Consider the following 13,143-nt stretch of genomic DNA (forward strand, 5'->3'; position numbering starts at 1 on the left):
GAAAACTATCTGGCTTTTGAGGGTAAGAATGCGGTGTTGAATACGTAGATTATTGGAAGGTAGTCTATGGGGTATGAAGCCCAACGGTGCGAAAACGTACGCTAAGGCATATAACTCATTGTAAAAAAGCTACTTATGGTATTGAAAATCGACGAATTTAAACGGTTCTCCTTGCCGCAAAAAGTCATTATTCATATAAAATGAAAGTCTTTTGGGACATTACGGACACAACCTTGCGAAAACGTACGCTAAGGAATTTTATTTAACGTTTTGTTAAGAGTCTCTAACGGGCGCAGTTTCCCTTTCAAGAATTTTTCCTCTATTTCAAAAGAATAATGTCCTAGCATATTTATATGTTTAAATAATAATGGTGATAACCTTTCCAAATCATCTTCCTGTATTTCGATAGATTTTGTTTCTAGATATTCTACCGATTTTTGCATATAGATGGAATTCCACAATATGACAGCGTTCGTTACAAGTCCCAAGGCCCCAAGTTGATTTTCCTGACCTTCTTTGTACCGTTTCCTGATCTCTCCGCGTTGCCCATAGCAAATGGCCCTGGCAACGTTATGCCTACTTTCCCCTCGATTAAGTTGGGTCAATATTCTGCGCCTATACTCTTGGCTATCGATATAATTTAAAAGGTAAAGGGTCTTGTTGATGCGACCGACTTCTTTTATGGCCTTGGCCAAACCTGAAGGTCTGTCGCTCTTGAGAAGGGTTTTCATTAGTTCGGAAGCCCTGACCGTTCCCAGTTTCAATGACCCCGCCATGCGCAACATATCGTTCCAATTATCCTCTATAAGCTCTGCTTTTGCTATGCCTCTCGAAATATCATCGAGAGGCCCGTAGTCGGAATCCTTATCGATTCTCCAAAATACTGCTTCCCCGGCGTCCGCCAATCTAGGGGAGAACTGATAGCCGAGCAGCCAGAACAGACCGAATACCATTTCACTTGCACCCGCCGTATCGGTCATAATCTCCGTAGGCACCAAACTTGTTTGTTGTTCCAGCAAACCATCCAAAATAAACATTGAATCCCTCAATGTTCCCGGCACTGCAATACCATGGATTCCTGAAAATTGATCGGATACAAAGTTGTACCAGGTCATCCCACGGCCGGCACCGAAATATTTTCTATTGTACCCGGAATTTACCGTTTGAACAGGGGTTACAAAACGCATACCATCAGCGGACGCTACCATACCGTTTCCCCATTTATTGACCAATGAAAGTGTGGATTGGTAATCAACGAGTTTTGCATTCGCCATGGTCAATGTTTCCTCCCTAAAGTAATTTTGTTTGACCCAATTTAAACGATGTCGGGCCAAAGCAGGAATATTATCCTTGACCAAGGGCTCTATACCTATATTGCAGGCCTCGGCGATGAGTACCGCACATATACTGACCGTCAGATCTTTGCTTCTGGAACCGGACTCGCTCACATGACTGAAGGAGCCGATAAAATTAGTATGTCCCTGGACTTCCAACAAAAGTTCGGTTAGGTCAACTTTTGGCAATAAGCCAAGGATAGATTCTTTTAAGGATTTTAAACTATCGGGTTCAACAAGTCTATCCAGTTTCTTTATGGTCAACGAAGGTTGATTTCCTGAAATATCCAAAGAGACAGAGTCGTTGTCCTGAAAATTAGTGGCTACTTTTTTATATGTGGCGTCAAGTTCCTTTACTAAATTATCTACGGACTCCTTTCCATTTTCAATGTGTCCCAAAGAAGCACATATCTGACTTTTATTGTTCTTCCAATAATTTTCCTTCAGTAATTTCATTCTAGGGTCGCCCCAACGATCTCCATTCTTGATATAGATGTCCCTGCGTTTGAGAGCATCCAAAAAATGGTTTAAAAAACATACGGTATACCCTTTTTTCGATATCTTACCTTCCTCGCCGGTAATCAATCTTTTCCATAAAGGTGTGATGATATCCGTTGGAGGGTTCTCAATAAATTCGCTTTTATCATATTGCAGGCTGGCAAGAAAAAAGAATATGTCAATCAGATCTTCACCGGAGGGCGCAGCTTCGAACTCGATATCCTCGAACAATCTAGGAAGTATCTTTTTGATTTTCCCATATTGCGCTATCATCTCCTCCAGATAATCGCTGTTTTCTGGACGTGCCAGCTCGTTTACCGTGGCCATCGAATTTTCGATAATGTCTTTGGACGCAATCTTGAATATTGATTTTCTAAGTTTCAGATCGGATATTTTTTCATCCAATACAAGCTTGCTTACTTTGGCCAAAATAACCGCGGACCTATCCAAATCCTTTAAAGTACGCAGCCTTTTCTTTTTCCCGATTCGTTTTGCATCGTTCACAATAGTAGTAACCAAAAGCTCCAGAACATCCAAAGCGTCGTCCAATGCCGTAACCTCATATATATTAACAAAGGCTACAAGTACCGCTATGCGCCTTTGCTCCGGCATTCTACCGATCCTGTAAGCGGATGTAATAGATGCGTGTTTTGCAAGTTGCCTTATCTTTATGGGCGGTATCCCCTGAAAATCCAATTCCCCGATTCCTAGGGAACGTAGACCTTTATAACGTTCCAAAGCGTTTATAAAGGATGTGCTACTTATTCTTACGGGACCTTTTCGATAATGATCGAACCAAGATGTCTGCGTTGGTCCGGAAATTTCCAATAGATCGTCCAGGCTCGCTTTTTGGGATAAAGATGGAAGGTCGGCCAGTTTCTTCCATAAGGTTTCGAATGCCCTTTGACGAATCTCCCCGATCAATCTGGTAAGGGTCGTTGACCCAGGAAGCAAAATTTTATTTTTTACCAACCAAGATGTTGCCAGATCGAACAAAAGGTTGGGTCTTTCATCACTGATCCATGCCCTCAGATAAAGTAGTCTTGTCAATCTAAAGGACAAATGGCCTTTGGTATACTCCTGATAGTTATAATGTTTCCTGATCAAGGCTCGGTGCTCCCGCTTGGTCGTCTCCCTTTTCCCGTATGAACGTAATATTGTTATGTTACCAAAGGACAATTGTCCAGCAACAAATTCTTTAACGGTATCGGGAACTTCGGTGAGATCGTTGGGAAATGTTCCCAAAAAACGGACACAGGTCAATTGGAGCGCCACTCCAAACCTATTCGCTTTACCCCTTCGGTTGTGAATAAATTCCAGATCGAGATTATCCAGTGTAAAATATTTGGAAATCTGATTTTCGTTCAGAACTTCCGGGAATTTCCCATAATTTTTTTTCTGCTCTAGGGTTAAAATCTCATTTGACATTGGATGATGGCCAGGTTATTTGTTCAATGTAAGTCTTATCATTTAAAACAGTGTATTTTGGGTATACCTTTTGTAGACCACGAAAAAACCGGTGCGATAAATATAAAACATTATGTAAATTGCACCGATATAAAGGAACCATTTATAATGAACCGGTATGAGGGCATATGCATATCTTAGGGCTTCGACCAAGGACCAGGATGCGGAAAGGGCGAAAGAGCAGCTGACGGGCTTTGCAGACGAGAACGGCATAAAAGTCTCCTCTTGGTTCACGGAGAACGAATCCGGTTCGACCCTGAAAAGGCCGGAACTCTTCAGGTTGTTGGAAATCGCGGACAGCGGGGATATCCTCTTGGTCGAACAGGTGGACAGGATCAGCCGTTTGGACAACGCCGATTGGGAAACCCTGAAATCCATTATTTCCGATAAGGGCATCAAGATCGTTTCGTTGGACCTTCCCACTAGCCACAGGTTCATCGATGGTACGGACAAATTTACGGAGAGGATGCTGTCCGCACTGAACTCCATGATGCTCGATATGCTGGCCGCCATGGCGCGAAAGGACTATGAGGACAGGCGGCGCAGGCAGTCACAGGGGATCGCCATTGCGAAAAAGGAGGGCAGGTACAGGGGGCGGCCGGAGGACAAGGTGCTCCAAACAAAAATCGAGGGATTGTTGAACGACGGGAAAAGTTACAGTTACATACAGGGTCTGTTGGGATGCTCCAGACACACCATATCCAAAGTGAACAAGCGTAGAAGAACAAGTGATTTTCCGGGCAGTCCCCAAAATTGAAGATGTCCCCTTTCCCTTATTACTTCACCTGTTGCACAAAAACCGTAGCCTCCAAACTTGACCGATCGGTGCGATAGTCCCTTTTCTTTTCAAAAACCAAATGCACAATTTCACCGAAATTGCCTTTCCGTTCTATGGAATGGACGACCTTCAATAGATCCGTATACGCACCTTCAATATTAAAGCTATAGGTGTAAATTTCATTTTCCCCGTCGGTCCCTATATGCGGCCTGTTGAAATCCATGACCTTTACGGTGTGCATTTTGGCCTTTTGGTTGATTACCCGCAAAAGATGGTTCTGTACGGAGGTGTCCCCGACATCCATTTTTTTAAGTACGGAATCGTAATGGACTTCCTTTTGACGAAGGGCGGCAATTGTTTTCGGTATGTTGCCGACCTGGTTTTGTCGCAGCTCAAGCCGAAGGGATTCCGAGCGGGCCTCCAAGGTGTTGTGTATGGCAAACTTATAGCTGGCCAAGAGCATGAGGAGCATTCCCAGAACCAATAGCTTATTTTTCCCGTTAATCCTCATGGAACAGTATCTTTATCGAGAACCTGGAGGATTCCTTGGAAATATAATCGTAGTCCAAGGTCTCTACATTTGAGATCCATACCGCATTTTCCAATTCTTCCAGCCAATCCGAAAATCCCTTTCCGTCCTTGGAAATACCGGAGACCAGGACCGTATTTTTAAGTATTGCTATGGGTTTCGACTCGCGCACCGGTTTGGCCAAAGGTTGGTACCGTATACCGTCCAAAAGGATGGTGGGGGGGAGATTTTTGGCCAGTTCGTCAAGATAGTGGGTAGATCTGGAATTTGCCGCGCCCGTCAAAGTCTCGAAACGCTCCTTTTTTCGATTCACAGCGCTTTCGAGCCTTATTAAATTGTCCCTTTGCGAAGTGCTTGAGGCAACAATCGCCCCTAAGTTCCCGACTTTATCGTGATAGTGGTCGAAGACGAAAAAATTGACCGACAACAGTCCCATAAAGAATAGCAGCCCGGACCGTAAGACAAAATTAAAAACCCTCCGGTTCTGGAATTCCGACCTGAAAGTATCGTTCGTTTCCTTGAAATTCCTACCGCCCGGACTTTGATCCAGGTAGGCCACGATATGGGAAAAGGCCAATAGATGGGAACTATTTACAATCAGACCATTGATTTCATGATCTCTAACGCAAGGTTCGACAGCCGTTGATAGTTTTGTAATAAATCCATTTTCGAGCATCAGCTTTTGATGGCCCGTACAAACTTCCGTGCTATTCAAATAGGGAGCTATCTTTTCCATAGGACCGATACCCAATGAAAACCTTACCGGCTTAACCTTTTCATCGCCCAACTGTATTAAGATGTCATCGATGTATGCCTTTTTAGCCACGGAAATCAAGGGCCGCCTTTCCCGTTGTGCGATCTCGTAATAGAAATTATCCGTATCCAGATCTGGAAACGCCTCGTTGACCAAAGCTTCGGCGGTCGGACTTCCGTTTATGTCGATTATTTTGGCGACGATATTCGGGGTGTTGATGGAAAGTAACACCGGAACCTTGGTCTTGATATGCGTTTTCAGATCCTTTATATCCGAAACCCTGTTTTCCGAGGATATTACCAGTTCGCCCTTGCTGTTTTTGACCTCCAAAAGGGTATAGGTTTCCTCCCCTTGGATCTCACTTATTTCCAGTCCGAGGTAGGTGTCACCTTCCTTTAGATATGTCAACAAATTTTGGAACATTAGTATATGACGGTCGGTTTGATAAGAATGGTCAATTTTTGTTTTGAGTCTTCCCGTTTGCGCTTGCTGAAAAGCCATTTGATAACGGGTATCCTAGCCAAAAGGGGGACACCGTTGCCCGAATCGTTCTTAAGTTTTTCTTCAAGTCCGCCCAGAATGGCAAGGTCTTGGTTCTGCATGCGTATGATCGAACTGAACTCCCGGGAGGTAAGTCCCGGAGGGGCGTCGTTCTCTATACGCTCCCCGGTAAAGTCGGACTGGATCACATTAATGTCCAGTGTGACCTGGCCGTTCCCTGATACGAGCGGCTTGATGCTTATGGCCAGCTCAGCATCGATGGGTTCGTAGTTTCGGATTTCCGAGGTCGTCGGAATCTGCGAACCAAAAAAGTTCTGGTTGGTCACTACATAGTAGGTAGTCTCGCCAATGGACAGGTTGGCCCGATGTCCGTTCAGGGTCGAAAGTTTTGGGGTGGAGCGTATCCTAATGTTCCCGTTCTCCTCCATGGCCTTGATATTGGCGAAGAATTCGGGAACGACCCGACCGATATTAAAGGAACCGAAACCGTCAAAGCCCCCGATGATCTTATTGACCGTGCTGGCTCCCAGATCGACATCGGCCTCCGGAAACAGTCTGCCCTGGGTGTTTATCGGTGACTCCCCGATACCCCAACTAATACCCGTTTCTACACTTGCCGATTTCTTGACCTCGATGATCATAACCTCGATAAGCACGACAGGAACCGGTTTGTCGATTTCCGTAATGAACGCTTTAAAACGATCGATGTTGGCGGATGGCCCACTGACAAAAAAACTATTGAGTTCGTAATCGACGCGGATATCAAGATCGGCCTTGATCTCATCCGGCAATATGCTCACGATAGCTTCCGCCCCGTTCTCATAGTTGTCGAACCCGTGTTGATCGTTCAATGAACGTCGGCTGGATCCCGAATTTTGGTTGCCCGACGAATTATCGTTATTGGTGTTTCCGAAATAGTTGACGCTGGGATTATTTGTTCTTCCCGAAGAGCGATATCCACCCGAACCTTGGGAAGGATCCCCCAACAGTTCAACGGAACGGTACATCATCTGTACTACCTCCACATTTCTAACGCTTAACTGGTCGGTGGTTCCAAAGAAATAGATATTGCCCTCTTTCTTAAATGTAAATCTAAAAGATTCATTTTGATCGCCGCTGTTCCCGTCGGTCTGCCTGGAATTCTGGGCATTGTTCCGTGGGCCTGAAACGGCTACCGTCGGTACGCCATTCTCCCGGCCCTCAAAAATATGTTTTAGCAAGTCATCATAATTGATTCTCTTGGCGTTAAAGGTAACGTTCCCGGCCTTTTCCAAGGGAGTGGCCGTATACACGTCGAGGTTCAGATCGTAACTGAGCCCGTTGATAAGGGATGCTATCGATGTGTTCTTCAGATCAACGTTCAGGGTTCTATCGAGAGTGTCCAGAACTTCATAATCCAATGTATTGCCGTAAGGTCTACTTCGATTTCGGGAACCTTCCCCATTTCCGCTATCGGGCAGTTCGTCGAAAAGATAAAATCCGTCACGGGACTTGGAATAGGACAGTCCGTTCATCGATGCCAATTTCTCCATGGCCTTGTCAAAGGACACGTTCGTCAAATAGAGATTTAAAGGTCTCCCTCCCATGGCATCCGTGAAAAGTAGATTTTCACCGCTGACATCCATAATCTTACGGAATACCTTTTCGACCGGGTCATTAATTAGGTCCAGGGAAATCGATTTGGTATTGGGTTCATAACCTACTTTTATTTCCTTTTCGACCACCTCGGGTAGAGGGGGCGTGAATTTTTTAACTGATATTATGTTTCCGGTAAATTCAATGGTAAGCCCATATTCCTTGCAGAGGTACACCAAAAGGTCCGCTACGGTTACCTCTGAAAAATTGTTGACGATGGTAATGTTTCCGATATCGGGCGAGACGGTAAGGTTCAGGTTGTGCACCCGTGAGACGGCGACCAAAAAATTCGGCAAGCTTACATTATTGACATTGATCTCAAGCTTCAGGTTTTCGTTCAGTTCGGAATTCTCCACGGCCAAAAGTTCCAGATGGTTTTTTATGGACTGGATTCGGTCGGGCCCTTGTGCGGCGGTTATCTGGACAAGTAAAAAGAAAAAAATAAGGTAGGTCAGTTTTTTCATGGGGATTCGGTCGGTTTCAATCGGTCAACAGGGCGTACACTTCGTCTATCGAGGTCGTTCCTTCTTGGATCAACCGCAATGCATTGCTCCTTAGCGTGTCGATTTTTCTTTCCTTGATATAAGCGTTTATTTCCAACTGGTTGTTCTTGATCGGTACTTGCAGCTGGTTCGAAATAGGCAGGATCTCATAAATGGCCTTCCTGCCGTGATAGCCTGTATGGTGACAGATATTGCAGCCACTAGCTTTATAATGAATCTTTAAATTTTTAGGCGGGGCAAAATTTTCGGGAAACTCCGATCCGGTAATCTGGAATTCCGTTTTACATTGCGAACAGAGTTTCCGTACCAAACGCTGGGCCACGCTAATGTTCAGGGTGCTTGCGATCAGAAAGGAGGGCACCCCCATATCGATAAGCCGTGAAATGGTGGCCCAGGCGGAGTTGGTATGGATGGTGGATAGCACCAAATGTCCGGTAAGGGCGGCACGGATGGCCATATTGGCCGTCTTTACGTCGCGTATCTCACCGACCATAACAATATCGGGATCCTGTCTTAAAAATGTCCGCAGCGTACTGGCAAAGTCGAGCCCGATGCTTTCCTTGAGCTGTACCTGGTTGATGCCTTCGAGGGTATATTCTATAGGATCCTCGACGGTCAGGATGTTGGTGCTATCGTCGTTCAAGTGTTTCAGGGTCGCATAAAGGGTCGTGGTCTTTCCCGAACCTGTAGGCCCGGAAATCAGTACGATACCGTTAGGGTTGCGAATTCCCTCCTTATAGCGTTTGAGTTCGGTTTCGGAAAAACCCAGGGCGTCCAGATTAAGGTTAGCGGTATCCTTGGTCAAAAGGCGGAGAACCAGCTTTTCCCCGAACAGGGTAGGTAATGAAGATACCCGGATATCGAATTCGCTGCCGTTGGCCCTTAACGTGATACGTCCGTCCTGCGGCAACCGCTTTTCGGCGATATCGAGATCGGCCTTGATCTTTATCTTGTTGACTATGGTCGGATATTCCTCTCGGGCAATGGTAAACTGTTCGATGAGTCTGCCGTCCAATCGGAAACGCACCCTGCATTTTTTCTCATAGGGCTCAAAATGGATATCGCTGCTCCCGATATTCTTTGCGCTGAGCAATATCCTTTCCAAAAAATCGGCCGAATATTCCAGCTTGCTGCCCTCGGTCCTTACGGTCTGTCGATAGTTGGTGGAGAGAAGCCGCTGCAGTTCTTCCTGCTCGCACCTCTCCAGGAGTATCGGCGTATCCAATACGATCTGTAGTTCCGCCAAAAGGTTTTCGAGTGCCCCATGATCGGTCTTACAGATAAGGCCGTCCCCGTTTTCTTCGATGGGCACGATACGGTAATGGAACGCTTGTTCCGCCGTAATCCGCTGCTGTATATGGGACGGTATTCGATAGTTTTTTTCCATTTATAGGATGTATAGGGAAGGTGTGTTCGGAAACAGGCTACTGACAAGGACGCCCACAACGAACAGTCCCATCAGACCTGCCAGGGGAACGGTTTCCATGGGCCTGCCCATTTTAAGGACCAAAAAGACCAATAGGGAAAAAAATATGGCCCCTACGAAAAGCAAGACGAAGGTCATTGTCGGAAAGCCCAGGGCGAAAGCGTAAAAGAACAGAACGTCGCCCAGGCCCAGGCTAACATCCAAAAACCTTTTTTTCAGGATCAACCTTGAATACAAAAATAGGATCGATAACACGGTGCTGACCAAGAGACAATTGCTCAGTGCATAAAGCATTGTTGATTGCCATGGTGCATGTGAGATGTGTAGGGAAAAAAACAATGATGCCGTAATCGGAAAAATGGTCCAGACCACCGCCCGTTCCTTAAAATCCTGATAGGCGATAATGCCGCATACGGTTATCAGCGCTATTTTGAACAAGATTATCAATCCTTCACTGTTTGTTTAGGATTACCGTTCTCGTCGATTTCCCAAACGTTCAAAATTCCATCGCCGTCAAAATCGGTAATGGCCTCTGCCCTTGCCTTGAAAGTGGCGTTGTCCGCGCTCACGATCGTATAGGAATAATTGGCGGTACCGTTTTCCTTCACGGTCCGGGGCGGCTCGAAATCCAGTTCGTTCAGGTCGGGGCTGAACTTGCTGTACATATAGCGATGGGTCGTCTCCGCATTGTAGATGGCCTTGAGCTGGGTCTGGGCCTCCACGCTCTTTGCCTTTGAGATAAGGGGCATGAGATTGGGCAGTGCCAACAGCAGTAGGATACCGATAATCGCCAGTACGATAAGGGTTTCCTGTAGGTTCAGGGCAGGAATCTTTTTTCTGAAAATGGATTTTTTCATAGGTCGTTCGGGTTCGATTTGGGTATTGCTATAACAGAAAAAAGAGTGGAATAGTATATGAAGTGACGGAAAATTGAGATACTGAACGAGATACCTACCATTCATCGAAAAGATGGAAAACTTTGTTAAAAAATGAAATAATATCTTCCTGTATTCGATATATACAGTTCCGAATATGTAAGAAAAGTATTTGGTTTTTTCAAACTCAGTGCAGTATCTAAACCTACGATCCATGAAGATTTTCCTATCCGCTCATAAGTTCGGTTTCGCTTTACTTACCTTTCTTTTGGCCTACAACTACTCTTGGGCAGGTATTCCCGATAATATAATTGTCTCGGATATTTGGGCATCGGACGAAGTAGATACACCTTTCGAGTTTCCCGGTTGGAACCGAAAACAGGCCATTACTGTTAACAGTTCTATGGTCAGCGGCACGGCCGATCTGGTAGATTTTCCATTTTTGGTAACATTGGACCATTTGGATGCAGAAGTAGTGAACGGAGGTTTTTATTCCGCACTGAACGGCGGCGGTGATCTAAGATTTTCCAGTGATGCCGCCGGTAACGATCGACTCGCAATGGAGGTCGTCGAATTTGTAACGAGCCCTACGCTCACGGAAAGAAGATGTCAAGTATGGGTAAAGGTGCCGAGCCTTTCCGCCGCTTCCGATACGACAATCTATGTTTGGTACAACAAGGCGGGAGAGACGCAACCCGCAGCATCAAATACATTTGGAAGTCAAGCGGTATGGAGCAACGGGTTCGTTTCAGAATGGCATCTAGAACAAGATCCTACCACTGCGGCCCCTGAATTTTTAGATAGCTCCCCAAACGGTAATCATGGAGTTGCTTCTGCGGCGATGGTATCGGCAGATAGCCAACCGTCCCAGATCGGCAGGGGTATTGAGCTTGACGGTTCGACCAAATATGTCACCTTGGGCAATTCCGCCAGCCTGAATTTGACGTCGGACATGACCATTTCGATATGGTTCAAGCCCAAAACGAATTCCGACGGCTACCTTTTCGCAAAACGGGCGGAAAGTGTGAACACGGGCTACACGATGCTAATGGTAGGAGGTGGACCGGTAGCGTATCATGATGGTAGCAAATGGTATCAAACGGGGATGGTTCCCAATGTTGGCCAGTGGAACTATCTTTCCATTAAATTTAATACGGCAGGAACGGCTTTCAGCATGTTTCTGAACGGTTCCTTCTCGGCTGAATTCAGTATACCACAAATGCCGGACGGGCTTGCCCAAAATCTATATCTCGGTAAAAGAGGCCCGGACAACTATCATTTTAACGGGTTTCTGGACGAGTTCAAAATTTCCGGTACGGTCAGGAGTGACGATTGGATCACCACCGAATACAATAACCAAAACAGTCCATCCACATTTGCCTTGAAAGGAACCCCGGAAGACCTCAGTGGTGGAGGAATCGCAGGGGGAGTATGGAATCAAATCGGTAATGATATCAATTTCATAGATGGTAACGTGGGAATAGGTACAGCTCCCCAGATGGCCTATCGATTGGCGGTAGATGGTTCCGTACATACACAAGAGGTAAGGATAGATTTGAACGATTGGCCGGATTATGTGTTTCTGCCGGGATATAACCTCCCTTCATTGCAAGTAATAAAAGAGCGCATAGAAAGCAAGGGTCATCTAATAAACGTACCATCGGCGGAAGAAGTACAACTTAACGGAGTCGAATTGGCCGCAATGAGCAGAATCCTGTTGGAAAAAATAGAGGAGCTGACCCTATATGTTATAAAACAGCATAAGGAGCAAAAGGAACTTGAACAGGAAATTTTGGAGCTTGAGCAAGACAAATGATAAAAATGTAATTCAACTATACCTTAAATTTTGAATATGAAAACCACCCTCCCTTATTATAGTTTTGGAAGATGCTTTCAGGCGTTCTTCTTTCTGTTTTTCTTAACAACCATGGGTATTGCCCAGTACGACGCAAATTTTGAATTAAGAATAAATGTTGGAGGGCCGCTGCTAAATTATCAAGGCATTGAATTTTCCGCTGACCAGTATGCTACCAACGGAAGTACCTATACAAATTCCCAGGCCTTGGTAGATGATCTTTACAAAACTGAGCGCTATGGAACCGGTTCAAGACAATTGAATTTCGATATTCCAATGGAAAACGGGGATTATGAGATAATCCTTCATTTTGCGGAAATATACCACGGGGCTACCGGTGGGGGTCCGGGCGGCACCGGTAAGAGGATATTCGATATAAGTCTTGAAGGTAATTTGGAAGAGGATAACTTCGATATTTTTTCCGAGGCAGGTGCGGAAACCCCCTTGCTGAAAACCTATAATGTTACTGTATCGGACGCTTCCCTTAGTATCTTATTATCGGGAGCAGCCGCTGATGGTGGTGTTGATTATCCAAAAATATCCGCAATCGAGGTGCTGGGCATTGATAATTCGAATGGAGGAACCAGTCCCTGGGTCCAGAATGGGAATAATATTTCTTATATAGCCGGAAAGGTGGGTATCGGAATTCAAGATCCGGGCATCTACGCACTTGCCGTTGATGGAACAATCCATACTAAAGAAGTAAAAGTTGACATGATCGGCTGGGCCGATTATGTGTTTGAAAATGATTACCTACTTCCCTCTCTCGCAGAGGTAGAACAGCATATTTTAGAAAACGGTCATTTGATCAATGTTCCATCCGCCGAAGAAGTTGAGGCCAATGGCATCGAGCTTGGCGAGATGAACAAAAGGCTACTGGAGAAAATCGAGGAACTCACCCTATACATAATTCAACAGGACAAAAACCACAAACAACTTGAGACCAGAATAAAACTTCTGAAAACAAAAAAATAACCAAACTAAACTA

At 45.4% G+C, this 13,143-nt stretch carries 10 protein-coding genes; 3 read left to right on the forward strand and 7 right to left on the reverse strand.

Translation table 11 applies throughout. From position 1 onward, the window contains the following. Positions 1–248: 248 nt before the first annotated feature. On the reverse strand, positions 249–3,260 hold the full coding sequence (locus tag ACEW8S_RS12095) for a Tn3 family transposase (RefSeq protein WP_373518405.1): 3,012 nt from the start codon (positions 3,258–3,260) through the stop codon (positions 249–251). 157 nt (positions 3,261–3,417) lie between these two features. Here ACEW8S_RS12095 and ACEW8S_RS12100 point away from each other — a divergent pair, with 157 nt between their 5' ends. After that, positions 3,418–4,056 carry a recombinase family protein gene (locus ACEW8S_RS12100; protein WP_373518406.1) on the forward strand — a complete coding sequence of 213 codons (639 nt, stop codon included), beginning with the start codon at positions 3,418–3,420 and terminating at the stop codon, positions 4,054–4,056. A gap of 19 nt (positions 4,057–4,075) precedes the next feature. Here ACEW8S_RS12100 and ACEW8S_RS12105 read toward each other — a convergent pair whose 3' ends face one another. From ACEW8S_RS12105 to ACEW8S_RS12130, 6 genes are read right to left on the reverse strand one after another with little or no spacing between them, the layout of a single operon-like run. Next, complete coding sequence (locus ACEW8S_RS12105; RefSeq protein ID WP_373518407.1) at positions 4,076–4,588, reverse strand: hypothetical protein; 513 nt, start codon at positions 4,586–4,588, stop codon at positions 4,076–4,078. Then, positions 4,578–5,771 carry a hypothetical protein gene (locus ACEW8S_RS12110; RefSeq protein ID WP_373518408.1) on the reverse strand — a complete coding sequence of 398 codons (1,194 nt, stop codon included), beginning with the start codon at positions 5,769–5,771 and terminating at the stop codon, positions 4,578–4,580. Before ACEW8S_RS12110 ends, ACEW8S_RS12105 begins: the two co-directional genes overlap by 11 nt. Before the next feature lie 11 nt (positions 5,772–5,782). Further along, positions 5,783–7,960 carry a type II secretion system protein GspD gene (locus ACEW8S_RS12115; RefSeq protein ID WP_373518409.1) on the reverse strand — a complete coding sequence of 726 codons (2,178 nt, stop codon included), beginning with the start codon at positions 7,958–7,960 and terminating at the stop codon, positions 5,783–5,785. A 16-nt stretch (positions 7,961–7,976) separates the two neighbouring features. Next, entirely contained in the window at positions 7,977–9,386 is a 1,410-nt protein-coding gene (locus ACEW8S_RS12120) for a GspE/PulE family protein (protein ID WP_373518410.1), read from the reverse strand. Then, a complete protein-coding gene (locus tag ACEW8S_RS12125) occupies positions 9,387–9,872 on the reverse strand; it encodes a hypothetical protein (protein ID WP_373518411.1) in 486 nt (161 codons plus the stop codon). It lies immediately after the preceding gene. Then, positions 9,869–10,282 (reverse strand): hypothetical protein, encoded by a 414-nt coding sequence (locus ACEW8S_RS12130; protein ID WP_373518412.1) that lies wholly within the window; start codon positions 10,280–10,282, stop codon positions 9,869–9,871. The genes ACEW8S_RS12125 and ACEW8S_RS12130 overlap by 4 nt, the downstream gene beginning before the upstream one ends. A 232-nt stretch (positions 10,283–10,514) precedes the next feature. Here ACEW8S_RS12130 and ACEW8S_RS12135 point away from each other — a divergent pair, with 232 nt between their 5' ends. Both ACEW8S_RS12135 and ACEW8S_RS12140 read left to right on the forward strand, forming a co-directional pair. Further along, positions 10,515–12,116, forward strand: a complete 1,602-nt coding sequence (locus tag ACEW8S_RS12135) for a LamG-like jellyroll fold domain-containing protein (RefSeq protein WP_373518413.1) — start codon at positions 10,515–10,517, stop codon at positions 12,114–12,116. Positions 12,117–12,152: 36 nt separating this feature from the next. Further along, positions 12,153–13,130, forward strand: coding sequence for a malectin (locus ACEW8S_RS12140; RefSeq protein ID WP_373518414.1), 978 nt, complete (start codon positions 12,153–12,155; stop codon positions 13,128–13,130). Positions 13,131–13,143: the final 13 nt, after the last annotated feature.

The organism is Pricia sp. (assembly GCF_041745955.1).
Taxonomy (GTDB): Bacteria; Bacteroidota; Bacteroidia; order Flavobacteriales; family Flavobacteriaceae; genus Pricia.